General features: G+C 65.8%; 21 protein-coding genes. 17 read left to right on the forward strand and 4 right to left on the reverse strand.

From position 1 onward, the window contains the following. Positions 1 to 3: 3 nt before the first annotated feature. The 3 genes from boxB to ETQ85_RS10225 all read right to left on the reverse strand — a co-directional run bounded on the left by boxB (position 4) and on the right by ETQ85_RS10225 (position 4,196). Entirely contained in the window at positions 4 to 1,428 is a 1,425-nt protein-coding gene (gene boxB, locus ETQ85_RS10215) for a benzoyl-CoA 2,3-epoxidase subunit BoxB (RefSeq protein ID WP_148578941.1), read from the reverse strand. A gap of 155 nt (positions 1,429 to 1,583) precedes the next feature. Then, positions 1,584 to 3,266, reverse strand: coding sequence for a 2,3-epoxybenzoyl-CoA dihydrolase (gene boxC / locus ETQ85_RS10220; RefSeq protein ID WP_187394663.1), 1,683 nt, complete (start codon positions 3,264 to 3,266; stop codon positions 1,584 to 1,586). Between the two features lie 21 nt (positions 3,267 to 3,287). Next, entirely contained in the window at positions 3,288 to 4,196 is a 909-nt protein-coding gene (locus ETQ85_RS10225) for a helix-turn-helix transcriptional regulator (RefSeq protein ID WP_148578942.1), read from the reverse strand. Between the two features lie 326 nt (positions 4,197 to 4,522). Between ETQ85_RS10225 and ETQ85_RS10230 the strand changes: the two genes are divergently transcribed. From ETQ85_RS10230 to ETQ85_RS10310, 17 genes are all read left to right on the forward strand, one after another. Continuing rightward, entirely contained in the window at positions 4,523 to 6,103 is a 1,581-nt protein-coding gene (locus tag ETQ85_RS10230) for a 3,4-dehydroadipyl-CoA semialdehyde dehydrogenase (RefSeq protein WP_148578943.1), read from the forward strand. Positions 6,104 to 6,131: 28 nt separating this feature from the next. Beyond that, complete coding sequence (locus ETQ85_RS10235) at positions 6,132 to 6,599, forward strand: 4-hydroxylaminobenzoate lyase (RefSeq protein ID WP_148578944.1); 468 nt, start codon at positions 6,132 to 6,134, stop codon at positions 6,597 to 6,599. A 141-nt stretch (positions 6,600 to 6,740) separates the two neighbouring features. Next, positions 6,741 to 8,324 carry a benzoate-CoA ligase family protein gene (locus ETQ85_RS10240; protein ID WP_148578945.1) on the forward strand — a complete coding sequence of 528 codons (1,584 nt, stop codon included), beginning with the start codon at positions 6,741 to 6,743 and terminating at the stop codon, positions 8,322 to 8,324. Between the two features lie 30 nt (positions 8,325 to 8,354). After that, a complete protein-coding gene (locus ETQ85_RS10245) occupies positions 8,355 to 8,843 on the forward strand; it encodes a hemerythrin domain-containing protein (protein WP_148578946.1) in 489 nt (162 codons plus the stop codon). 25 nt (positions 8,844 to 8,868) lie between these two features. After that, positions 8,869 to 10,041, forward strand: a complete 1,173-nt coding sequence (locus tag ETQ85_RS10250; protein WP_148578947.1) for an ABC transporter substrate-binding protein — start codon at positions 8,869 to 8,871, stop codon at positions 10,039 to 10,041. A gap of 75 nt (positions 10,042 to 10,116) precedes the next feature. Continuing rightward, positions 10,117 to 10,983: a branched-chain amino acid ABC transporter permease gene (locus tag ETQ85_RS10255; protein WP_148578948.1), complete on the forward strand. Its 867-nt coding sequence runs from the start codon at positions 10,117 to 10,119 to the stop codon at positions 10,981 to 10,983. Positions 10,984 to 10,987: 4 nt separating this feature from the next. After that, complete coding sequence (locus tag ETQ85_RS10260) at positions 10,988 to 11,950, forward strand: branched-chain amino acid ABC transporter permease (protein ID WP_148578949.1); 963 nt, start codon at positions 10,988 to 10,990, stop codon at positions 11,948 to 11,950. After that, positions 11,947 to 12,726, forward strand: coding sequence for an ABC transporter ATP-binding protein (locus ETQ85_RS10265; RefSeq protein WP_148578950.1), 780 nt, complete (start codon positions 11,947 to 11,949; stop codon positions 12,724 to 12,726). The genes ETQ85_RS10260 and ETQ85_RS10265 overlap by 4 nt, the downstream gene beginning before the upstream one ends. Then, on the forward strand, positions 12,719 to 13,432 hold the full coding sequence (locus ETQ85_RS10270) for an ABC transporter ATP-binding protein (protein WP_148578951.1): 714 nt from the start codon (positions 12,719 to 12,721) through the stop codon (positions 13,430 to 13,432). The genes ETQ85_RS10265 and ETQ85_RS10270 overlap by 8 nt, the downstream gene beginning before the upstream one ends. A 2-nt stretch (positions 13,433 to 13,434) precedes the next feature. Beyond that, entirely contained in the window at positions 13,435 to 14,214 is a 780-nt protein-coding gene (locus ETQ85_RS10275; protein ID WP_222862125.1) for an alpha/beta fold hydrolase, read from the forward strand. After that, positions 14,211 to 14,627, forward strand: coding sequence for an acyl-CoA thioesterase (locus ETQ85_RS10280; protein ID WP_148578952.1), 417 nt, complete (start codon positions 14,211 to 14,213; stop codon positions 14,625 to 14,627). The genes ETQ85_RS10275 and ETQ85_RS10280 overlap by 4 nt, the downstream gene beginning before the upstream one ends. A gap of 34 nt (positions 14,628 to 14,661) precedes the next feature. Next, complete coding sequence (locus tag ETQ85_RS10285; protein WP_148578953.1) at positions 14,662 to 15,465, forward strand: enoyl-CoA hydratase/isomerase family protein; 804 nt, start codon at positions 14,662 to 14,664, stop codon at positions 15,463 to 15,465. 91 nt (positions 15,466 to 15,556) lie between these two features. Continuing rightward, the gene (locus ETQ85_RS10290; RefSeq protein ID WP_148578954.1) at positions 15,557 to 16,531 is read left to right on the forward strand and encodes an NADPH:quinone oxidoreductase family protein; all 975 of its coding nucleotides are present in this window, start codon (positions 15,557 to 15,559) and stop codon (positions 16,529 to 16,531) included. A 39-nt stretch (positions 16,532 to 16,570) separates the two neighbouring features. Continuing rightward, a complete protein-coding gene (locus ETQ85_RS10295) occupies positions 16,571 to 16,744 on the forward strand; it encodes a rubredoxin (RefSeq protein ID WP_148578955.1) in 174 nt (57 codons plus the stop codon). Between the two features lie 16 nt (positions 16,745 to 16,760). After that, complete coding sequence (paaG, locus tag ETQ85_RS10300; RefSeq protein ID WP_148578956.1) at positions 16,761 to 17,564, forward strand: 2-(1,2-epoxy-1,2-dihydrophenyl)acetyl-CoA isomerase PaaG; 804 nt, start codon at positions 16,761 to 16,763, stop codon at positions 17,562 to 17,564. Between the two features lie 4 nt (positions 17,565 to 17,568). Further along, a complete protein-coding gene (paaH, locus tag ETQ85_RS10305) occupies positions 17,569 to 19,074 on the forward strand; it encodes a 3-hydroxyacyl-CoA dehydrogenase PaaH (protein ID WP_148578957.1) in 1,506 nt (501 codons plus the stop codon). 90 nt (positions 19,075 to 19,164) lie between these two features. Next, positions 19,165 to 19,938 carry an enoyl-CoA hydratase/isomerase family protein gene (locus tag ETQ85_RS10310; protein ID WP_148578958.1) on the forward strand — a complete coding sequence of 258 codons (774 nt, stop codon included), beginning with the start codon at positions 19,165 to 19,167 and terminating at the stop codon, positions 19,936 to 19,938. A gap of 23 nt (positions 19,939 to 19,961) precedes the next feature. On the opposite strand, the gene ETQ85_RS10315 is transcribed toward ETQ85_RS10310, so the two are convergent. Continuing rightward, positions 19,962 to 22,136 carry a UvrD-helicase domain-containing protein gene (locus ETQ85_RS10315; protein WP_148578959.1) on the reverse strand — a complete coding sequence of 725 codons (2,175 nt, stop codon included), beginning with the start codon at positions 22,134 to 22,136 and terminating at the stop codon, positions 19,962 to 19,964. Positions 22,137 to 22,152: the final 16 nt, after the last annotated feature.

Genomic DNA, 22,152 nt, shown 5'->3' on the forward strand with positions numbered 1-22,152 from the left:
GGCTTAGTTGAAGCGGACGTAGTCGAAGTTGACCGGCTGGTTGTTGATGCCGCGGCTCGGGGGCGCGATCCAGCCGGCGAACTTGCCCGGCTCGACGACGCGGCCCATCAGCGAATGCACGTACAGGCGGTCGTCGGCGGTGGGCAGCCAGTTCTGGTGCTGGTGGGTCCATTCAGCTTCGGAGATCAAGCGGCCGTCCGGGGCCACATGCACGTCGGCGAACATGCCGATCTTGCGGTGGAAGCCCTTGTGCGGCAGCGTGAACTTGAAGTTGACGCCGGTCTTGGCAACGATGCGGTTCCAGCGGTCCATGCCGGCCTGCACGTCGGTGATCCAGTCGTCGCGCAGACGCTCGTTGAGGGCGCTGAGGGCGGCCACGTGGCGGCTCAGGATCTTGTCGCCGGCCACGTCCATCACTTCGTACTCGTTGTTGTCGAGCTTGTGGTCGTCGTCGAGCTTGGTTTCCTCGAAACGCCCCTTCAGGCCGGTGGTGTAGTACGTGGCGGCGTTGGACGAGATTTCGGAACCGTACAGATCGCTGGTCACGCTAAAGTGGAAGTTCATGTACTTCTGCAGCGTCGGCAGGTCGATGACGCCAGCCGCACGCAGGCGGGCCACGTCGTCGGTCTTCAGCTCGTTCATCACTTCGCAGGTGCGCTGGATGGCGCGGCCGACGCCCTGTTCGCCCACGAAGAGGTGATGCGCTTCTTCGGTGAGCATGAACTTGCAGGTACGCGCCAGCGGGTCGAAGGCCGATTCGGCCAGGGAAGCCAGCTGGTACTTGCCGTCCCGGTCGGTGAAGAAGGTGAACATGAAGAAGGACAGCCAGTCGGGCGTTTGCTCGTTGAAGGCGGTCAGGATGCGCGGGTTGTCCGCATCGCCGGAACGACGCTCGAGCAGCGCCTCGCCTTCTTCGCGGCCGTCGCGGCCGAAGTGGGCGTGGAGCAGGTAAACCATGGCCCACAGGTGGCGGCCTTCTTCGACGTTCACCTGGAACAGGTTGCGCAGGTCGTACAGGGACGGGGCGGTCAGGCCCAGGTGACGCTGCTGCTCGACGGAGGCCGGCTCGGTGTCGCCCTGGGTGACGATGATGCGGCGCAGGGTCGAACGGTATTCGCCCGGCACTTCCTGCCACACGTCGTCGCCCTTGTGGTCGCCGAAGGTGATCTTCTTGTTCTGTTCCTGCGGGGTCAGGAAGATGCCCCAGCGGTAGTCGGGCATCTTGACGTGATCAAAATGGGCCCAGCCGGTCGGGTCGACGCTGACGGCGGTACGCAGGTACACGTCGTAGTTGGGGGAGCCTTCCGGGCCCATGTCGCCCCACCAGTCGAGGAATGCCGGCTGCCAGTTTTCGAGGGCGCGCTGCAGGGTCTTGTTGTTCGACAGGTCAACGTTGTTCGGGATGCGTTCGCTGTAATCGATTGCCATGGTGTCTTCTCCGGATTTTTGGGCGAGCGAGTCCCTGCCGGGTACTCGAGCTCGTTTTCTGCCAAGGGCCTGCCCGCCGCGCCAAGGCGCCGGGTGCAACGGCAAGGGGACGGCTTGCCGCGCGGTCGGGTCAGGAATTCAGTGAGGGATGCGCGTCAGACGCGGCTCCAGTCGAACTGGGCGCGCTTGCCGCTGCCGAAGAGCTTCAGCGCGCCATTCGGGCCAACCGCGTTGGGGCGGTTGAAGATCCAGTTCTGCCAGGCCGACAGGCGACCGAACACGCGGGTGTTCATCGACTCGTAGATGCCGAAGCGCAGGTTGGCCTCGAGGCCGGTGAGCGCGTCGGGCGACAGGGCAGCCCGCTCTTCGATGGCAATACGCACTTCATCAGCGTAGTCGAGTTCGTCGGGGGCGGCGGTGATGAGACCCAGCGCCAGGGCCTCGGCGGGGTTGAGGAGTTTGCCGGTGACAGCCTTGATGGCAGCAATCGGTGCCTCTTCCTTGTAGAAGCGGGAGTCGATGCGGGTCAGGCCATTGGCCATCGGGTAAGGGCCGAAGTTCATCGCTGACAGACCGACGGTATTCACGCCGGAGCCATCGGTGGTGTCGAGCATCCACGAGCGGTCGGCCGCCAGGGCGATTTCCAGCAGCGTGCCGGCAAAGCAGGAGCCCGGCTCGATCTGCGCGTAGAGGCTGCGCGAACTGACGTCGATGCGCGACAGGGTGCGGCGCAGCATGCCGATGGTTTCGCGAACGAACCAGTTGTCCTTGTGGGCGTCGAGCACCGCATCGCTGTCGAGCACGATTTGCGGGTTGCCCTCGGTCTTGAGGATCCACAGGCCCACGTCGAGGTGGTTGGTGCGCAGGTTGAGGATGGCGTCGTCGAGTTCGCGGACCATCTGCAGCGGCCACCAGGCAGTGCCCTGGGCGAGGATTTCATCCACGTTGCGGGCGGTGACGGCAGCCGGCCCCTTGACCGTGAGGGTCACGGTGCGGGCGGCGGCGTCGATCTGCGTATCGACGAATTCGTAGTGGTAGCCGGCGTCGTCGATGACGCGCTTGAGCGGGGTCAGCACCACGCCCTTGCCGCCTTCGGGACGGTCGCTCAGCTTGGCCAGTTCGAGGGCACGGCTGCGGATGTGCTCGGCGAACTGCTGCTGCTTGACCACTGCATCCACCAGGCGCCATTCCACGGCACGCGGGCCACGCACGCCTTCGGAGATGGTGCAGAAGATGTCGGCATGGTCGCGGCGCACCTTGCGCTTGTCGGTCACGCGGGTCAGGCCGCCGGTGCCGGGCAGCACGCCCAAGAGCGGCACTTCGGGCAGGCTGACCGACGAGTTGCGGTCATCCACCAGGGCGATCTCGTCGCAGGCCAGGGCCATTTCGTAGCCGCCGCCGGCGGTGGTGCCGTTGCAGGCGGCGATGAACTTCAGGCCGGAGAACTGGCTGGAATCCTCGATGCCGTTGCGGGTTTCATTGGTGAACTTGCAGAAGTTGACCTTCCAGGCGTGGGTCGACAGACCCAGCATGTAGATGTTGGCGCCGGAGCAGAAGATCTTCTGCTTGCCGGAAGTGATCACCACCGTGCGCACTTCCGGGTGCTCGAAGCGCAGGCGCTGGAGCACATCGTGGAATTCGATATCCACGCCCAGGTCGTAGGAGTTGAGCTTCAGCTTGTAGCCGGGGCGAATGCCGCCGTCTTCGTTGATATCGAGGGTCACCGTGGCGACCGGGCCGTCGAAGCCAACCCGCCAGTGCTTGTAACTGGACGGGTCGACCTGGTAATCCACACGCTCGACGGCGACTGCTTCCTTCTTGATAGCTACAGCTTCCACGTTGTCTCCTCCTGCCGGGCTTCAGCCCGATAACAAATGTTTTAGTTTCACGTAACTCTGCTCGACGGTTTCGCCAGAGGTATCCACCACCGCGTCCGCCTTGCCGTACATCGGCTCCCGCGCATCCAGGATGCGCTTGAGATCTTCCATCGCCTCGTCGTTGCCGGCCATCGGGCGCAAATCGCCCTGGGCCACCACGCGGGCCATGTGTTCCTCCGGCTGGGCCCTCACCCACACCGTGAAGCAGCTTCCCAGCAGGCAATCGAAAGTCTCCTGCTGCGAGACGATGCCGCCGCCCGTGGAGATGACCATCCGGTCATTGGCCTTCAAGACCCGCTCCAGCGTGCGCTTCTCGATCCGCCGGTAACCCGACTGTCCATAGAGCGACAACATCTCGCTCACCGGCATGCCGGTTTCCCGTTCCACCTCCCGGGCCAGTTCCACAAACGGCACGCCCAACTCACTGGCCAGCCGCGCCCCGAGTGTCGATTTGCCTGCGCCACGCAGCCCGATGAGGGCAATGCGCTTGCGCCGTACCGACTCCTCGTGCCCGAAATCCCGCATCAGGCGAAACACCACTTCTTCCAGCCGGTGCTGGGGCAGCCGTTCCAGGAAGCGGCGGATCAGGCGTTTTTCCACCGTGTCCTCCGCGTCCGGTGCCAGCAAATCCACCAGCGACACGTTCAGGGCCTGGGCAATGCGCCGTAGCAGCACGATCGACACATTCCCCTCGCCGCCTTCCAGATGGGCCAGGTGGCGTTCGGATACTTCCGCCTCCCGGGCCACCAGCTTGCGGGTCACACCCCGCCGGTCCCGCACTTCCCTGACCCGCCGGCCCAGCGCCTGGAGAAATTCCGCATCTCCCACCTGCGCTGTTTCTCCACTTGCCGGCACTTCAACCGGTTCTCCGGATGCTTCGATGTCACTCATTACACTCACCGATGCGCAGCAGACTGCGTCCGTTAGATGAACAATAGTGCAACACAAATATCGCTGTCAAGCGGTATATCTCATTTTATGAAATTACAGACTGCACTAAAAAGCATGTTTATTAGCCTAAAGCGGCTTCATATCTACGTTTGTCCAGAAAAAGCAGCAGTAAAGAACCGTAAACCGAAAAACAACATGCACTAAAGTGCTTGACTGACCAAACCTCGGGTGTATTCTATCTCACCAAGAGCCGGCACCAACAGGAAGCAAAGTTCCTGTAACGCTCGCCCCATATACATACAAGCAGAACAATCCCTGGAGACAAGGTGAAACTCGCAAACTATCTCAGCGCCAGCTGGCAAACGGGTGCCGGCGAAGGCCAGACCCTTTTCGATCCGGTTACCGGTGAAGCGCTGGTCAGCGTGTCGGCCGACGGCCTCGACCTGGGCGCCGCCCTCGACTTTGCGCGCCAGACCGGCGGCCCGGCCCTGCGCGCCCTGAGCTACGCCGAGCGCGGCGCCCTCCTCGGCAAGATCGCCGAGCTGCTGCAAAGCAAGCGTGCCGACTACCTGGATATTTCCCTGCGCAACCTGGGTGCCAGCGAATCCGACGCCAGCGCCGACGTGGATGGCGCGATCTTCACCCTCAAGAGCTACGCCCGCGCCGCCCGCGCCCTGGGCGACGCCCGCCACCTGAAAGACGGCGCGCCGGTGCCGCTGGCCAAGACCGACATTTTCCAGGGCCAGCACTTCCTGCTGCCGCAAACCGGCGTGGCGATCTTCATCAACGCCTTCAACTTTCCGGCCTGGGGCCTGTGGGAGAAAGCAGCCCCGGCCTTTCTGTCGGGCATGCCGGTGCTGGTCAAGCCCGCCACCCCCACCGCCTGGCTGACCCAGCGCATGGTCGAAGACGTCGTGAATGCCGGCCTGCTCCCCGACGGTGCCTTGTCGATTGTCTGCGGCGGGGCTCGCGACCTCCTCGACCACGTCGCCGAAACCGACGTTCTGTCGTTCACCGGCTCGGCCGACACCGCCCGACGCATGCGCACCCATCCGAGCGTCGTCGCCGCCTCAATTCGCGTCAATATCGAGGCCGACAGCGTCAATTCCGCCATCCTCGGACCCGACGCCGCCCCCGGCAGTGCCGAGTTCGACTTGATGGTCAAGGAAGTCGTCCGTGAAATGACCGTCAAGGCCGGCCAGAAGTGCACCGCCATCCGCCGCATCCTCGCCCCTGCCGCCACCGTCCGCGCCCTCGGCGACGCCATCGCCGCCAAGCTCTCGAAGATCAGCGTCGGCAACCCGCGCAGCGAAGGCGTGCGCATGGGCCCGCTGGTCAGCAAGGCCCAGCAGGCCGCCGCCTTCGCAGGCATCGCCGCGCTGAAGGAAGAATGTGACGTGATCTTCGGTGGCGATCCGGCCGCCTTCACGCCGGTGGATGCCGATCCGGCCGTCGCCGCCTTCGTGCCGCCTACGCTTCTTTATTGCGCCGCCGGCCTGGCCGCCAAAAAGGTGCACGACACCGAAGTCTTCGGCCCCGTGGCCACGCTGATTCCCTACACCGACACCATGGATGCCATCGCCATCGCCCGCCGCGGCAAGGGTTCGCTGGTGGCATCGGTGTATTCCGCCGACAGCGCCTTCCTGGGCGAACTGGTACCGGCCATCGGCGATCTGCACGGCCGCATCCTGGTCGTGAATGGCAGCATCGGCAACCAGCACACCGGCCACGGCAACGTGATGCCGACCTGCCTCCACGGCGGCCCCGGCCGTGCCGGTGGTGGCGAGGAACTGGGCGGACTGCGCGCGCTGCTGATGTATCACCGGCGCTTCGTGGTGCAGGGCGATCCGGCCCTGCTGGCGCAGCTGTCGGTCAATGCCGCCGACGCCGCCCTGCTGACGGCCTGACACCCCGACTTATCCAGGAGAGACTCCCGTGAATCCCCAAGCCTTTGTCGAACTCGTTTCCACCGTCACCGCCGCCATTGCCGGCAAGCCGGTGGACAAGCAGCTCGAAGCCTTCCTGAACGAAACCTTCCCAGCCAGCGGGCCGCTGTTTGCCGATATCGTCAGCGCCTGCAAGGTCGGCGTGGCGGAAGGCTGGCTGTGCAAGCATGAGGGCGGCGGCGTCAAGTACGGCCGCATCGCCAAGCCGACTCCGGCTACCCACGGCTACAGCATCGATGTCGTGGACATGGAAAACCTGGCCGGCCCGCACCACGTCCACCCGCTCGGTGAAGTGGACCTGATCATGCCGCTGGAGGGCGACGCCCGTTTCGACGGCGCCCCGGCCGGCTGGCTGGTCTATGGCCCCGGCAGCGCCCACTGCCCGACGGTCAGCCACGGCCGCGCCTACGTGCTGTATCTGCTGCCGGAGGGACAGATCACGTTCACAAAGAGCTGAACATCACTTCCCTTGTGGGTCGGACTTCAGGCCGACGACCCGGCTTCAGCGAGCAGAGTCGGACTGAAGTCCGACCCACAGGGAAAGACGCACCGCACCTTGTAAGCACGGCATAGCAGTACATAAAACAGAGGAGACACGATGCCGGAACTTTCCACCGCCGATCACTCGGTGAGCCCACCGCTGATCGAGATTCCGCGCCGCTACAACGCTGCGCACGATCTCATCGCACGCAACCTGCAGGCCGGCCGGGCCGACAAGCCCGCCTTCATCGACGACAACGGCAGCTACACCTACGCCGACGTGGCCCGCCGCTCGGCACGCTTTGCCAACGCCCTCGGCAAGCTCGGCGTGCTGCCCGAGCAGCGCGTGCTGATGTGCGTCCACGACACCATCGACTTTCCGACGGTCTTCCTCGGCGCCATCCGTGCCGGCGTGGTGCCCATCGCCGTCAACACCCTGCTCACCCAGGGCGACTACGAATACATGCTCACCGACAGCGGCGCCCGCGTGGCGGTGGTATCGGGCGCCCTGCTGCCGTTGTTCACGCCGCTGCTCGGCAAGGTGCCGACGCTCGAGCGCATCATCGTTGCCGGCGGCCGTGGCGACGACTCCCTCGCCGCGCTGCTCACCTACGCCTCGGACGACTTCAGCACCGTCGAAACGTCTGCCGACGCACCGTGCTTCTGGCTGTACTCATCGGGCTCCACCGGCGCGCCGAAGGGCACCGTGCACGTGCACGCCAGCCTGATCCAGACCGCCGAACTGTATGCCCGCCCGATCCTCGGCATCGAAGAGAGCGATGTGGTGTTTTCCGCCGCCAAGCTGTTCTTCGCCTACGGCCTGGGCAACGGCCTGACTTTTCCGATGGCGGTCGGCGCCACCGCCGTGCTGATGGCCGAACGGCCGACCCCGGACGCCGTCTTCGCCCGCCTCCGCAAGCACAAGCCGACCATCTTCTACGGCGTGCCGACCCTCTACGCTTCCATGCTGGCCAGCCCCGACCTGCCGACGCGGGAGGAAATCCCCCTGCGCCGCTGCGCCTCGGCCGGTGAAGCCCTGCCGGAGGAAATCGGCAAGCGCTGGGCCCGCCACTTCGGCACCGACATCCTGGACGGCATCGGCTCCACCGAAATGCTCCACATATTCCTGTCCAACCGCCTTGGCGACGTGCGCTACGGCACCACCGGCAAGCCGGTGCCGGGCTACGACGTGCGTCTGGTGGACGAGGACGGCAAGCCCGTCGCCCCGGGCGAAGCCGGCGAGCTGCACATCGCCGGCCCGAGCAGCGCGGCCTATTACTGGAACAACCGCGAGAAGACCCGCAACACCTTCCTCGGCGGGTGGACCCGCAGCGGCGACAAGTACCACCAGGACGCCGACGACTACTACGTGTACGCCGGCCGCAGCGACGACATGCTCAAGGTCAGCGGCATCTACGTGTCGCCCATCGAGGTCGAATCCGCCCTCATCGGCCACGAAGCCGTGCTCGAAGCCGCCGTGGTGGGCAAGGAAGACGACGACAAGCTGATCAAGCCGATCGCCTACATCGTGCTCAAGCCCGGCATCGACGCCACGCCCGAGCTGGCCGCCGAGCTCAAGGCCCACGTCAAGGGCTGCCTCGCCCCCTACAAGTACCCGCGCTGGTTCGAGTTCGTCGCCGAGTTGCCGAAGACCGCCACCGGCAAGATCCAGCGCTTCAAGCTGCGCGCGCGCAGCGCCTGAGCCCGCCGCGGAACCCAGGGACCAGACACCATGCACAACGCCATCACCATCATCCGCGACGAGCACCGCTCCATCGCCTCCGTCCTCAAGGGCCTGCTCGACCACATTGCCAAGGTTCGCGCAGGCACCGAAGAGGCCGACTTCGCCCTCTTCACCGCCATGTTCGACTACATCGAAGCGGTGCCCGAGAAAGTCCATCACCCCAAGGAAAACGACTACCTGTTCCGCCTGCTGCGTCAGCGCGACCCGGAAGCCGCCGCCATCCTCGACGTGCTCGAAGCCCAGCACGAAGAAGGCGGAGAGCTCCTCGAAGCCCTGCGCCGCAAGCTCGGCGCCTGGCGCGACGGCGGCAGCTTCGAGGCCTTTGACCAGGCCCTCACGGCTTACGCCGAGTTCACCTGGGACCACATGGGCAAGGAAGAAAACCTGGTCATTCCACGGGCCGAGAAGAGCCTGACCCTTGATGACTGGGACGTCATCAACACCGCCTTTGCCGCCAACCGCGGCAGCGCCTGGTAGTACCCATAACAAGGAGGAGACAAAGATGAAAACCACACTCAAAGGTTTCACCCGCCACGTACTGCTCGCCGCCGCAGCCCTTAGCGCCGCCGGCCTCGCCCAGGCACAGGATAAGGTCAAGGTCGGCCTGATGCTGCCCTACACCGGCACCTACGCCTCGCTCGGCAATGCCATCACCAACGGCTTCAAGCAGTTCGTCAGCGAGAACGGCGGCAAGCTGGGTGGCCGCGAAGTGGAGTACTTCGTGGTCGATGACGAGTCCGACCCCGCCAAGGCCACCGAAAACGCCAAGAAGCTGGTCAAGCGCGACAACGTGGATGTGCTGGTCGGCACCGTGCACTCCGGCGTGGCCCTGGCCATGTCCAAGGTTGCCCGCGAGAACAAGACCCTGATGATCGTCCCCAACGCCGGCGCCGACGAACTCACCGGCCCCCTGTGCGACGCCAACCTGTTCCGCACCTCCTTCAGCATGTGGCAACCCTCCTACGCCATGGGCAAGGTGATGGCCGCCAAGGGCCACAAGAAGGTCGTCACCCTCACCTGGAAATACGCCGGCGGACAACAGGCCGTCGATGGCTTCAAGGAAGCCTTCGAAAAAGGCGGCGGCAAGGTGCTGAAGGACATGACCCTGCCCTTCCCCAACGTCGAATTCCAGCCCTTCCTGACCGAGATCGCCTCCCTCAAGCCGGACGCGGTGTACGTCTTCTTCGCCGGTGGCGGCGCCGCCAAGTTCGCCAAGGACTACGCCGCGGCGGGCCTCAAGAACTCCATCCCGCTGTACGCCTCGGGCTTTCTTACCGACGGCACCATCGACGCCATGGGCGAAGCCAGCCAGGGCCTCCTGACCACCCTGCACTACGGTGACGGCCTCGACAGCGCCAGGAACAACGCCTTCCGCCTCAACTACGCCAAGAGCTACAAGGCCCAGCCGGATGTCTACGCCGTCCAGGGTTACGACGCCGCCCAGGCCTTCAACGTCGGCCTCACGGCGGTCAAGGGCGACACCAGCAAACGCGCCGAACTGATCAAGGCCATGGAAACCGCCAAGATCGACAGCCCGCGCGGCCCCTTCACCTTCTCGAAGGCCCACAACCCGGTGCAGAACATCTACCTGCGCAAGGTTGAAGGCCGCGAGAACAAGGTGATCGACACCCCCGAGAAGTCCCTCGCCGACCCGGCCCGCGGCTGCAAGCTGTAAGCCCCGGGCACCTCAGTAATCCCGTCGTCAAAACCGATCCTGGCACCCCTCGCGGGTGCCGGGAGGGGGACTCGCATGGACTTTTATTCCTTCCTGATCCAGTCGCTCAACGCGCTGCAGTACGGCCTGCTGCTATTTCTGGTAGCCAGCGGCCTGACCCTCGTGTTCGGCATCATGGGCATCATCAACCTGGCCCACGGCAGCTTCTACATGATCGGGGCCTACCTGGCCTTCGCGCTGACCAGCCTGACCGGCAACTTCTTCGTCGCCATCCTGCTCGGCATTCCGCTGGCCCTGGCCTTTGGCGCGGCGCTCGAAGCCCTGCTCTTCGCCCACCTCTACAAGCGCGACCACCTGGAACAAGTGCTGCTCACCTACGGGCTGATCCTGATCTTCGAGGAAGTGCGCAGCCTGCTGCTCGGCGACGACGTGCACGGCATTCCGGTGCCGGAGATCTTCGCCGCCTCGATCCCGCTCAACGACACCCTCAGCTACCCGGTGTACCGGCTGGTCATCTCGGCGGTGTGCATCGTACTGGCGGTTGGCCTGTACTGGCTGATCCAGCGCACCCGGCTGGGTATGATGATCCGCGCCGGCAGCCACGACCGCGACATGGTCCAGTCGCTGGGCATCGACATCAACCGCATCTACCGCACCGTGTTCGCCCTGGGCGTGGCCCTCGCCGCGCTGGCCGGCATGCTGGCAGCGCCGATCTCCTCGGTGTTTCCGGGCATGGGCAGCCAGGTGCTGATCATCTCGTTCGTGATCGTCGTCATCGGCGGCATCGGCTCGGTGTGGGGTGCGCTGATCGCCGCGCTGATCATCGGTTTTGCCGACACCTTCGGCAAGGTGCTGCTGCCCGACTTTGCCGGCCTGATCGTCTACCTGGTGATGGCCGTGGTGCTCCTGTGGCGCCCCGAAGGCATCCTGAAGAAAGGCTGAAGCGATGAACCCGACTTCCCAACGCCTGATTTTGCCGCTGCTGCTGGCGGCCCTGCTGGCCTTCCCGTCCTTCGGCTCCGACTTTTACGTGGAGCTGGTGGCCAAGACCCTGGTGCTGGCCATCTTCGCGATGAGCCTTGATCTGCTGGTCGGCTTTACCGGGCTGGTCAGCTTTGGCCACGCGGCCTATTTCGGCATTGCCGCCTACGCGGTGGCCATGATCACCCCCAAGTACGACCCGGCGAGCCTGTGGCTGGCCCTGCCGGCGGCCATCATCGCGGCCGGTCTGGCGGCCTTCGTCATCGGCCTCTTCGTGCTGCGCACCAAGGGCATCTATTTCATCATGGTGACGCTGGCCTTCGCCCAGATGGTGTTCTTCCTGTTCCACGACACCAACCTGGGTGGCGGCTCCGACGGGGTGAACATCAACTTCAAACCGGATGCCGCCATCGCCGGCTGGGCACCGTTCGATCTCAACGAGCCCGGCCAGCTCTACTACTTCATCGTCGCCGCACTGGTGGCCGTGTATGGCGTGCTCAAGCTGGTGCTGCGCTCGCCCTTCGGCCGCGTGCTGATCGGCATCCGCAGCAACGAGCACCGCATGCTGTCGCTGGGCTACGCCACCTTCTACTACAAGCTGGCAGCCTTCACGCTGGCCGGTGCGCTGGCCGGCGTGGCGGGCTTTCTGTACGCCGTGCTGTCCGGCTTCGTCACGCCGGAGCTGCTGGCCTGGCACCAGTCCGGCAACGTGCTGCTGATGGTCATCCTCGGCGGCATGGGTAACCTGGTCGGCGCCATCGCCGGTGCCTTCGCCTTCACCGCCATGCAGGAAGCCTTCGGTGCCTGGACCAAGCACTGGCAACTGGCCATGGGCCTGGCCATCGTTGCCGCGGTGCTCTTTTTGCCGGGCGGCCTGTCGGCCATTCCCGCCCGCCTCAAGCGCGCCATGACCGGAGAAGAAAAATGAGCCACGCCACCCCACAGCGAGAGGCCCTTCTTGTCGCCGAAAAACTGACCCGCCGCTTCGGCGGCCTCACGGCCAACAGCAACGTCAACCTGACCCTCGAGCGCGGCACCCTGCACGCCCTCCTCGGCCCCAACGGCGCCGGCAAGTCCACCTGCATCAACATGCTGTCGGGCGACCTGCCCCCCAGCGAAGGCCGCATCCTGCTCGGCGGCAAGGACATCACCGGCCTGTCGAACCACCAGCGTTCGCGGGTCGGCATTGGCCGCAGCTACCAACGCACCAACATCTTTCCGAAGTTCTCGGTGCTCGAAAACTGCCGCCTCGCCGCCCAGTCGCGCCGCCAGCAGCCCTGGCGCATCGTCAAGGACGCGGTGCGCGACCCGGACACCCTGGCCCGTGCCCACGCCGCCATTGCCGAGGCCGGCCTGGCCGGACGCGAACACCGCATCGCCGGCCAGATGAGCCACGGCGAGCAGCGCCAGCTGGAGATCGCCATGGTGCTGGCCACCGACGCCCAGGTGCTGCTGCTCGACGAGCCGCTGGCCGGCATGGGCTCGGACGAATCGGCGCAGATGGTCGAACTCCTCAAGCGCCTGCGCGAGAACCGGGCCATCCTGCTGGTCGAACACGACATGGACGCCGTCTTCGCCGTGGCCGACACCATCACCGTGCTGGTGAATGGCCAGGTGCTCGAATCCGGCGACCCGGACACCATCCGCAAGAGCCCCGCCGTTCAACAAGCCTACCTGGGCCACGAAGGAGCCGACCATGTCTGAAGTCTTGCTGGAGGCCAAGCAGCTCCACACCTACTACGGTTCCAGCCACATCCTCCACGGCGTGGATTTCCACATCAACAAGGGTGAAGCCCTCGGCCTGATGGGCCGCAACGGCATGGGCAAGACAACCCTGATCCGCAGCATGATGGGCCTCGTCAAACCCCGCCACGGCGAGGTCAAGGTGCGTGGCGACGCGATGACCGGCGCCCCCACCCACCGCATCGCGCGGCAGGGCATCGCCTACGTGCCCGAAGGCCGCGGCATCTTCCCCAACCTGTCGGTCAAGGAAAACCTGCTGATGGCCGCCCGCCCCGGCGTGGACGGCCAGCGCAACTGGACGTTTGAGCGGGTGCTGGAAACCTTCCCGCGCCTGGGCGAACGGCTCACCAACGGCGGCGGCCAGCTCTCCGGCGGCGAACAGCAGATGCTCACCATCGGTCGCGCCCTGATGACCAACCCGGACCTGATGATCCTCGACGAAGCCACCGAAGGCCTCGCCCCGCTGATCGCCCGCGAAATCTGGCGCATCGTGCGCGAAATCGGCAAAAGCGGCATCGCCACGGTGATCGTGGACAAGAACCACGCTGCCGTAACGTCAATCACCCACCGCTCGGTGATCCTCGTAAAAGGACAAGTGGTTTTCGACGGCGACAGCGAGGTGCTGCGCAATAATCAGGCTCTCATCCAACAGCATCTGGGAGTCTAGTTTTGAAAACCCTGAGCATCCACGGCAAGGAAATCGAAGTCGTCCGCCTTGTGTCGGCCCACCCGCGGCCTGGCGCGCCGGCGATGGTCTTCCTCCACGAAGGCCTCGGCTCGGTGTCCATGTGGCGCGACTTTCCGCAGCGGGTAGCCGACGCCAGCGGCTGCGAGGCCATCGTCTTCTCGCGCCACGGCTACGGCAAATCCACACCCATCGCCGAGCCCCGCGGCGTGCGCTACATGCACGACGAAGCGCTCACCACCCTGCCGGCCCTGCTCGACACCCTCGGGGTGGAAGCGCCCTTCCTGTTCGGCCACAGCGACGGCGGCTCCATTGCGCTGATCCATGCCGGCGGCGCCCATCGCCCGCTGGCCGGCATCATCGTGATGGCACCCCATGTACTGGTCGAAGAGGTGTCGGTGACCAGCATCGAGCAGGCCAAAGTCGCCTATAAAACCACCGACCTGAAAAACCGCCTCGGCCGCTACCACGCCGACGTGGACTCCGCGTTTTGGGGCTGGAACGACATCTGGCTGCACCCGGAATTCCGCCACTGGAACATCGAGGAATACCTGCCGACCATCGCCTGCCCGGTGATGGCCATCCAGGGCGAAGACGACGAATACGGCACCATGGACCAGATCGAACGCATCGCCCGCGGCGCGCGGGACGTGGATCTGGTCAAGCTCGCCGACTGCCGTCACTCGCCCCACAAGGACCAGCCCGAGGCGGTCATCGAAGCCGTTGCCGGTTTCGTCACCCGCATCCTGGACGCCCGCCCATGATCTACGAACGCGACAAACTCATCCGCTTCGCCCACTGCGACCCGGCCGGCATCGTTTTCTACCCGCGCTATGCCGAGCTGTGCAACGAGGTGGTCGAAGACTGGTTCCGCGAAGCCCTCGGCGTGGATTTTCCCGAACTCCATGAAACCCGCCGCCTCGGCATCCCGGCGGTCAAGCTCGAAGTCGAGTTCATCGCCCCGAGCCGCTACGGCGACGTGCTCACCTTCCGGCTGTCGATCGCCAAGCTGGGCAGCACTTCCCTGCATCTCGCCATCGAGGCCGTGAACGGCGGCAAGACCCGCGTACGCATCAACCTGAAGGTGGTCCTCGCCAACCTCGACACCCTGCGCCCGACGCCCTTCGATGACGAATGGCGCGAACGCCTGGCACCCTACGTCAGTGGGTCGGACTGAAGTCCGACCCACAAAAACTAACGGAACTGTCTCCATGAACTACGACCACTACACCAGTTTCTCCGTCGTCCGTCACGAAGCCGGCATCGTCGAGATGATCCTCGGCGCCGACGGCAGGCTGCCGGTCGCCGATGCGGCCGGCCACGGCGAGCTGGCCGAGATCTGGCGCGACTTCGACAAGGACCCGGACGTTTCCGTGATCGTCGTGCGCGGCCAGGCCAAGGGCTTTTCCGGCGGCGGCACACTGGAGCTGGTGGCCGCCATGGCCGACGACTTCGAGCACCGCGCCCGCGTCTGGCGCGAAGCCCGCGACATCGTCTACAACATGATCAACTGCTCGAAGATCGTCATCTCGGCCATCAACGGCCCGGCGGTTGGCGGTGGCCTCGCCGTGGCCCTGCTGGCCGACATCTCGATCGCCGCCAAAGACGCCCGCCTGATCGACGGCCACACCCGCCTCGGCGTGGCCGCCGGCGATCACGCCGCGATCATCTGGCCGCTCTTGTGCGGCATGGCCAAGGCCAAGCTGCACCTGCTGCTCTCCGACGAAATCAGCGGCGAGGAAGCCGAACGCATCGGCCTCGTTTCCAAAACCGTCGATGCCGCCGAGCTGCTGCCGACGGCCTTCGAGATCGCCCGGAAACTCGCCGCCGGCCCGCAAAGCGCCCTGCGCTGGACCAAGTACAGCCTCAACAACTGGCTGCGCCAGGCCGGCCCGATCTTCGACAACTCGCTGGCCCTCGAAATGCTCGGTTTCGGCGGCGCCGAAGTGCGCGAAGGCCTCGCCGCCGTGCGCGAACGCCGCACCCCGGACTTCCCCAAAACAAGCCCGGTCTGACGGCTCCCTGTGGGTCGGACTTCAGTCCGACAACACGTGTTCAACGACCGGCGTCGGACTGAAGTCCGACCCACAGAATCAGGAAAACACCATGCGCGCCTACATTTGCAATGCCTTTGGCCCCCTCGACAATCACGGCTCCGGCCAGTTGCCCGACCCGCTTCCGGCCGACAACGAAGTCATCATCGATGTCGCCGCCGCCGGGGTGAACTACTACGACACCCTGATCGTGCAGGGCAAATACCAGATCCGCCCGGCCTTCCCCTTCTCGCCCGGTGGCGAGTTCGCCGGCACCATCCGCGCCATCGGTGCCGACGTGAAGGGCTTCGCCATCGGCCAGCGCGTTCTCGCCTTCAACTCCTTCGGCGGCTATGCCGAACAGGCCCGCGCCAAGGCCAGCCAGGTTTTCCCGCTGCCCGACGCGGTGCCCTGCGACATCGCCGCGGCGGCGCTGGTGGCCTACGCCACCGCCTGGTTCTCGCTGTACGACCGGGGCCGCATGCAGGCCGGTGAAACCGTGCTGGTGCTGGGCGCCGCCGGCGGGGTTGGCCTGGCTGCCGTACAGATCGCCCACGCCGCCGGCTGCAAGGTCATCGCCGCCGCCAGCAGCCAGGACAAGCTCGACCTGTGCATCGAGGCCGGTGCCGACATCGGCATTAACTACCGCGACAGCGACCTGAAGGACGCGGTCAAGGCCGCCACTGGCGGCAAGGGTGCCGACATCGTCATCGACGTGGTCGGCGACAAGTACACCGAGGCCGCCGTGCGCGCCACCGCCTGGCGCGGCCGCGTGATGATCATCGGCTTTGCCGCCGGCGAAATTCCCCGCGTGCCCGCCAACCTGCTGCTCCTCAAGGGCTGCGAGCTGGCCGGCATCTTCTGGGACGAGTTCCTGCGCCGCGAGCCCGAAGCCTGCCACGCCCAGGTCGCCGCCATTCTGGCCGGCATCGCCGACGGCACCCTCAAACCACCGATCCACGGCCGCTACCCCATCGAGCAGGCCGGCGAAGCCCTGAAGGTACTGGCCGACCGCAAGGCCACCGGCAAACTGATCATCACCCCGTAACGCAAACCCAAACCACAACAACGAGAGAGAGAAACCACCATGAGCCATTACCAATGCGGCGCCTGCTTCTTCCCCTACAACGAGGAGGAAGGCCTGCCTGACGAAGGCATTGCCCCCGGCACCCTGTGGGCCGACATTCCGGAATCCTTCACCTGCCCCGAGTGCGGGACAGCGAAGGCCGGCTTCATCGCCTACGAACCGCCCGCCAACTGAGTCGACGGGTGCGTCCATGATCCTCGACGACCTCTTCGACACCGTCCTGCTCGAACGCAGCGAAGGCGTCGCCACGCTGACCCTGAACCGGCCCGAACGCCTGAACAGTTTCACCGCGGCAATGCACGCCGACCTGCGCGCGGCCCTGGAGGTCGTGCGGGGTGATCACAGCCTGCGCGCGCTGATCCTCACCGGCGCCGGCCGCGGCTTTTGCGCCGGGCAGGATCTGGGCGAGCGCACCCGCGCCATCGCCGACGGCACGCTGGATCTTTCAGCCTCCGTCGACACCAATTACAAACCCCTCGTGCTGGCCCTGCGCAGCCTCGACATGCCGGTGCTCGCCGCGGTGAACGGCATTGCCGCCGGCGCCGGCTCCAGCCTGGCGCTGGCCTGCGACGTGGTCTTTGCCGGCCGCTCGGCGAGCTTCATCCAGTCCTTCGGCAAGCTCGGGCTGATCCCCGACACCGGCGGCAGCTGGATGCTGCCCCGCGCCGTCGGCCACGCCCGCGCCATGGGCCTGGCCCTGTTTGCCGAACCTTTGACTGCCGAACAGGCCGCCGAATGGGGCCTGATCTGGCGTTGCGTCGATGACGAGGCGCTGATGCCCACCGTTGTCGACGCCGCCCGCAAACTGGCCAGCGGCCCGACCCGCGGCTACATCCGCACCCGTCAGGCGCTGCTCGCCAGCACCGCCAACGAACTCGAAACCCAGCTCGACCTCGAACGCGACTTCATGGGCGAACTGGGCAACTCCCGCGATTACCGGGAAGGCGTCGCCGCCTTCGTCGCCAAACGCGCGCCCCACTTCACCGGAGAATGAAACGATGACTCAAGCCCTTCCCCTGTCCACCCGCGTGCTGGTGATCGGTGCCGGCGCCATGGGCAGCGGCATCGCCCACGTGGCGGCCCGCGCCGGCCACACCGTGTACCTCTACGACATGAGCGCCGAGGCCGTGGCCCGCGGCCGCGCCGGCATCGAGAAGGATCTGCGCTTCCTGGTCTCCAAGGCCAAGCTCTCGGAAGCCGACTGCGCCGCCACGCTGGAACGGGTGCTGCCCGTCACCAACCTGACCGACGCCCGCGACGCCGGCCTCGCCATCGAAGCCATCGTCGAAAGGCTCGACGTCAAGCAGGCTCTCTTCAAGCAGCTCGAAGAAGCCCTGCCGGCCGACGCCATCCTCGCCACCAACACCTCGTCCCTGTCGATCACCGCCATGGCCGCCCCGCTGGCCCGGCCGCAAAACGTCGCCGGCCTGCACTTCTTCAACCCGGCGCCGCGCATGGCCCTGGTGGAAATCGTCGCCGGCCTCGCCACCGACCCGGCCATCGCCGACACCCTCTACGCCACCGCCAAGGCCTGGGGCAAGGTGCCGGTGCACGCCAAATCCACACCCGGCTTCATCGTCAACCGGGTCGCCCGCCCCTATTACGCCGAAGCCCTGCGCGTGCTCGGCGAACAGGCTGCCAGCCCGGCCACCCTCGACGCGCTGCTGCGCGACGGCGCGCGCTTTCCGATGGGGCCCTTCGAGCTGATGGACATGATCGGCCACGACGTGAACTTCGCCGTGACCCGCTCGGTGTACGACGCCTACTTTGGCGACAAGCGCTTCACCCCGTCGCTGATCCAGCAGGACCTGGTCCTCGCCGGTCGCCTCGGGCGCAAGAGCGGGCAAGGTTTCTACGCCTATGGCGACGCCGCCGCCAAGCCGCAGCCCGACGTGCTGCCAACGCAACCCGCCCCCACCGAAGTCATCGTTGAAGGCGAACTCGGCCCAGCCAAAGCGTTGATTCCCCGCCTCGAAGCCGCCGGTATCCCGGTCGAACGCCAGTACGGCGATGGCCAGCTGCGCATCGGCAATGCCGTGCTGGCGCTTTCCGACGGCCGCCCGGCCACGATCCGCGCCGCCGCCGAGGAAACGCCCAACCTGGTGCTCTTCGACCTGGCCTTCGACTACGCCACCACCCCGCGCCTGGCCGTCGCCAAGGCCGACCAGTGCAGCGACGACGCCTTCGATGCTGCGGTAAGCGTGCTGCAGGCCGCCGGCATCGCCGTCTCGCAACTCGACGACGTGGCCGGCCTGATTGCGCTGCGCACGGTGGTCATGCTCGCCAACGAAGGCGCCGACGCTGTCACCCAGGGCGTCGCCTCCGCCGCCGACGTGGACGCCGCCATGCAGAACGGCACCAACTACCCCAAGGGTCCGCTGGCCTGGGCGCAGCACATCGGCTTCGCCCGCGTCGTGCTGGTGCTCGAAAACCTCGGCGCCCACTACGGCGAAGAGCGCTATCGCCTGTCTCCGTGGCTGCGCCGCCAGGCGGCAGCAGTTTGACCACCAGTGGGTCGGACCTCAGTCCGACTCCGCACCCTGAACCCGGGTTGTCGGACTGAAGTCCGACCCACAGAAAACAAGAGACCTCTCATGAGCACCCTTGAAATCACCCGTGACGGCCCTGTCGCCACCATCTGGATGAACCGCCCGGAGGTGCACAACGCCTTCGACGAAGCGCTCATCGCCGACCTTGCCGCCGCCTGCCGCCAGCTGGATGCCGACGACAGCGTGCGCGCCGTCGTGCTGGCCGGCCGGGGCAAGAGCTTTTCGGCGGGCGCCGATCTGGCCTGGATGAAGCGCGCCGCCAGCTACACCGTGGAAGAAAACCTCGCCGATGCCGGCGCCCTGGCCGCCATGCTGCGCACCCTCGCCGACATGAAGAAGCCCACCGTCGCCCGCGTGCAGGGCGCGGCACTGGGCGGTGGCACCGGCCTCACCGCCGCCTGCGACATCGCCATCGCCTCCAGCACCGCCGTGTTTGCCACCTCGGAAGTGAAGTTCGGCATCACTCCCTCGGCCATCAGCCCCTACGTGCTGCGCGCCATCGGCCCGCGTCAGGCACTGCGCTACTTCCAGAGCGCCGAACGCTTCGACGCCGCCCGCGCCCGCGAGCTTGGCCTGGTACATGAAGTCGTTGCGCCCGACGCGCTTGATGCCAAAGTCGCCGAGGTCGTCGCCAGCCTGCTGCAATGCGGCCCCAAGGCCCAGGGCGCGGCCAAGGAGCTCATCCGTGCCGTCGCCCACCAGCCCATCGGCGATGCAGTAGTGGCCGACACGGTGCAGCGCATCGCCCACCTGCGGGCCACGCCGGAAGCAAAGGAAGGGGTCGCGGCGTTTCTCGAGAAACGGGCGCCGAACTGGTAAGTCTCCGCGCCTGCCGGGGAAAACTACCCGAACTGAATATCGATCTGGAGCCGTCCGCGTGAAATGGCCCGGTCCACATTCATATCCTTCACGTAGGGGCTGACCCGTGCCGGGTTGTCGGGGATGTAGAGCGTAAGCTCATCGCGCGCACGGGTCAGCGCAACGTAAAAGCGGTTGCTCTCTTCGGCCGGATCGCTGCCGCTCAGCGGAAAGGTCCCCACTTCGAGGCACGGCAGCATCACCGACTCGAACTCCTGCCCCTTGGCCGCCTCGACGGTGCACAGCAGCACGGTGTTGGAGGCCCGCAGCTTCAGGGCCTTGACCTCGGCCTTGCGCAGCCAGATGGCGAAATCACGCAAGGACAGGTTGTTGCGGCGGGATCCGTCGATGAAGCCGTCGATCGACCTGGCCACCATCACCGCCGTGCTCGGCGCGATGAAGATCTGCCGGGCGACTTTTTTGAGGGCCAGCATGTCGACCGCCCTCTCCAGCACGGACCAGGCAGGCTCATCCGGCGGCGCCTCGCGGAGCATTGCCAGGGTTTGCTCCAGACGCATCCGGGCGCCCCGCTGGACGGGGGTTTCATCGATGGTCTCGGCGTCGAGTCGGCGCAGGTTGGCGAGGGTATTCGCCTCGTCGTGCCGGCCGCTTTTACGCAGCGCACTGACCTTCTCGAGGAACCGGAAGTCCGCCTCTGTCTCCTGGTCGCTGGTGCTATCGGCGGCCTGCTTGTCGGCGCGGGTTTGCGGCTTGAGCAGCGTGCCCTTCAAAAAGGCGTCAAACAGATCGGGCTGTTCAGCCGCCGTCTTCAGCGCGGCGTCGTCGAGCCGGTTGGCACCCCATTCAAACTGCTGCCACAACAGCAAGGCCTGCAAGACCTTGAGACGCTTCTCCACACCGGGGATCGACTCGTAGTCATTCAGCGCAAAAGCGATGACCCCGCGCAGCATCAGGATCTCGGAGCGCAGCAAATAGCTCTCCAGACCCTCCACGCGCCAGCCGATGCCGGCTTCCAGCAGGGCGTTCTCGATGAGGATCGACTGGTACGGCGCGCGCAGGATGATGGCGCAGGCGTCGAGGTGGCCGCCCCGCGTCTTCCAGTCGAGCACATTGGCGGCAACACGCTCGGCAGCGGCCCGCTGATCGGCATAGGACTCGACCAGGATGCGCGTCTCGTGATTGCGGCCGGACACGACTTCCTTGTTCTTCAGCGCCGCCGTGGCCAGCGCCATGATCGGGCCGTGGCGGTAGGTCTGGGTCAGCGGGCGGGTCTCGACGCTCTGCCAGCCCTGGGCGAAGCGGGTACGGATGAAGTTCACGTCGGCGCCGGCCCAGCGGTGAATGACCTGGTCGAAGTCGCCCGCGCCGGTGAAAAAGGACTTGCCCTGCGTCAGCAGGTATTCGAGGACGGCATAGCTTGCCGGATTCATGTCCTGCAGTTCATCGACGATCACGATGCGGAACAAGGGCGGCCTTATCTGGCAATCCTCGCTGGCCAGCAGACAGGCCAGATCGTAGGTGGCGTCGAACTCGGCCCGCCAGAGCGGTTCGTCGCCGTAGCCGGCACGATCCTTTTCGAGCTGGCAAAAGAGCAGAAAGATGCTCACCGGCAGGTTGAGTGATTCGGCGTGTTCTTCAAAGCTCTCGCCATCTTCAAGCTGCGGCTTTACCAGCCGCGCCTTCAACTGCCGGGCAATCGTCAGGAATTCGAAGATCTGCTCGTTGTGTTCGGGCAGCGAGAGCTCGCGCGGCGTTCTGCGCAGGACGTTTTGTGCCTTGAGTTCGGTGACCGCGGCGCGCACATGGGGGGCAACCGCATCGTATGAATCGAGGATCGGCGCCTGCCCTCCTTCGAAATCGCGCAGGACCTGCTGCGCAAACTTGTCGAAGGTTTCGCAGCGGATGCGCCGGACGACCTTTTCATCCAGGCCGATTTCAATGAGCCGCTCCTTGAGCACCCGCGCCGCTTCGCCCGAAAAGGTCAGCGCGACGATGCTTTCCGGCCACACGCCACGGGTGATCGACTCGGCAATGCGCAGGGCCAGCGTCGTCGTCTTGGCGGCCCCCGCATTCGCCATCGCAATGACGTGGCGCGCGCGGCAGGTCTGGATGTCCCGCTGCTCCTCGGTGGGCGTGATGCCGCGCGGTGTGAATTGCGGCTCGGGAGACGGGCTGTTCGAAATCGGTGCTCTGGTCATGCCGCGGAGTTTAACA

It is taken from the genome of Zoogloea oleivorans, from assembly GCF_008107625.1.
GTDB lineage: Bacteria > Pseudomonadota > Gammaproteobacteria > Burkholderiales > Rhodocyclaceae > Zoogloea > Zoogloea oleivorans.

What these genes read in the sequence shown, in the direction of transcription:
- ETQ85_RS10290 (WP_148578954.1), top strand. Translation starts at nt 15,557, where the DNA reads ATGCGCGCCTACATTTGCAATGCCTTTGGCCCCCTCGACAATCACGGC.
- ETQ85_RS10280 (WP_148578952.1), top strand. Translation starts at nt 14,211, where the DNA reads ATGATCTACGAACGCGACAAACTCATCCGCTTCGCCCACTGCGACCCG.
- boxB (WP_148578941.1), bottom strand. Translation starts at nt 1,428, where the DNA reads ATGGCAATCGATTACAGCGAACGCATCCCGAACAACGTTGACCTGTCG.
- ETQ85_RS10240 (WP_148578945.1), top strand. Translation starts at nt 6,741, where the DNA reads ATGCCGGAACTTTCCACCGCCGATCACTCGGTGAGCCCACCGCTGATC.
- ETQ85_RS10265 (WP_148578950.1), top strand. Translation starts at nt 11,947, where the DNA reads ATGAGCCACGCCACCCCACAGCGAGAGGCCCTTCTTGTCGCCGAAAAA.
- ETQ85_RS10295 (WP_148578955.1), top strand. Translation starts at nt 16,571, where the DNA reads ATGAGCCATTACCAATGCGGCGCCTGCTTCTTCCCCTACAACGAGGAG.
- paaG (WP_148578956.1), top strand. Translation starts at nt 16,761, where the DNA reads ATGATCCTCGACGACCTCTTCGACACCGTCCTGCTCGAACGCAGCGAA.
- paaH (WP_148578957.1), top strand. Translation starts at nt 17,569, where the DNA reads ATGACTCAAGCCCTTCCCCTGTCCACCCGCGTGCTGGTGATCGGTGCC.
- ETQ85_RS10245 (WP_148578946.1), top strand. Translation starts at nt 8,355, where the DNA reads ATGCACAACGCCATCACCATCATCCGCGACGAGCACCGCTCCATCGCC.
- ETQ85_RS10315 (WP_148578959.1), bottom strand. Translation starts at nt 22,136, where the DNA reads ATGACCAGAGCACCGATTTCGAACAGCCCGTCTCCCGAGCCGCAATTC.
- ETQ85_RS10310 (WP_148578958.1), top strand. Translation starts at nt 19,165, where the DNA reads ATGAGCACCCTTGAAATCACCCGTGACGGCCCTGTCGCCACCATCTGG.
- ETQ85_RS10260 (WP_148578949.1), top strand. Translation starts at nt 10,988, where the DNA reads ATGAACCCGACTTCCCAACGCCTGATTTTGCCGCTGCTGCTGGCGGCC.
- ETQ85_RS10255 (WP_148578948.1), top strand. Translation starts at nt 10,117, where the DNA reads ATGGACTTTTATTCCTTCCTGATCCAGTCGCTCAACGCGCTGCAGTAC.
- ETQ85_RS10285 (WP_148578953.1), top strand. Translation starts at nt 14,662, where the DNA reads ATGAACTACGACCACTACACCAGTTTCTCCGTCGTCCGTCACGAAGCC.
- ETQ85_RS10270 (WP_148578951.1), top strand. Translation starts at nt 12,719, where the DNA reads ATGTCTGAAGTCTTGCTGGAGGCCAAGCAGCTCCACACCTACTACGGT.
- ETQ85_RS10225 (WP_148578942.1), bottom strand. Translation starts at nt 4,196, where the DNA reads ATGAGTGACATCGAAGCATCCGGAGAACCGGTTGAAGTGCCGGCAAGT.
- ETQ85_RS10250 (WP_148578947.1), top strand. Translation starts at nt 8,869, where the DNA reads ATGAAAACCACACTCAAAGGTTTCACCCGCCACGTACTGCTCGCCGCC.